The organism is Thiolapillus sp. (genome assembly GCF_048562965.1).
GTDB classification, from domain to species: domain Bacteria; phylum Pseudomonadota; class Gammaproteobacteria; order Chromatiales; family Chromatiaceae; genus Thiolapillus; species Thiolapillus brandeum_A.
This window is the reverse complement of the sequence record NZ_JBHNMF010001253.1, coordinates 1-751: the sequence shown is the minus strand read 5'-3', so window position 1 is coordinate 751 and position 751 is coordinate 1. Positions and strand designations below refer to the sequence as shown.

The following is a 751-nucleotide window of genomic DNA, read 5'->3' as shown; positions in this document are numbered from 1 at the left end:
AGCAGGCGCAGGGGCACGGCCTCACTGCGTGAGGGATCGTATTCGAACAGCACCGCCGGTCGGTCCGGTGGTCCGCCCCGGATCACCCACATCCATTTGTCCGACTGGGCCGATTTGCCGGTTTCCTTGAGGACCTGGAGTCGGGTCTCATCGGCTTGCAGGTAGTCCGCGTTCAGTTGCTGTTCCCGCAGCAGGTTGATCAACGGTTTGAATACGTCATCCAGGCGGATGATCCAGTTGGCCATCGTCGTGCGGCTGATACGGCCGCCATGGCGCTTGAGAATGCCTTCAAGCCGGTACAGCGGCAGGGCGTCGGCATACTTGGCCACCAGAATCCAGGCCAGCAGCTGCACGCTGGCGAGGCATTTGCCCAGCGGGTGTGCCGGCCGTGGCGCGGCCTTGACCTGCTGGCTGCCGTCTTCGGTATCGAAAACGGCTTTTTCCTGCCAGTATTCGATCACCCGGGCCTGAGCCGGAACGATGTCCAGCTCTTCCTTGACCTTGCTGAAGAAGGTTTTACGGGCTCCGGCCTTTTCCTCTGCGTCCAGCTCAAGATGAACCTGGATGCGCGGCAGGTTCTCGTCGAAGCCGTCCGCCTTGGTATGCCGCTTACGCGGCTTTTTCGGTTCTGCCTCGGCCAGTTCCTTTTCCACCTCCTCAAGCGAGACTTCCAGCTCGGCTTCGTCGAACAGCTCACCCTGGAAGGGCAGTTTCTCGCTGCGTGCGCCGAACTTGCGCAGACGCGCCAGGC

1 protein-coding gene is annotated in these 751 nt (G+C 61.8%); it reads right to left on the bottom strand.

The features are described from left to right. A partial coding sequence (locus tag ACOCD2_RS23625) for a transposase (protein WP_419626256.1) occupies window positions 1–751 on the bottom strand: 751 nt, incomplete at both ends.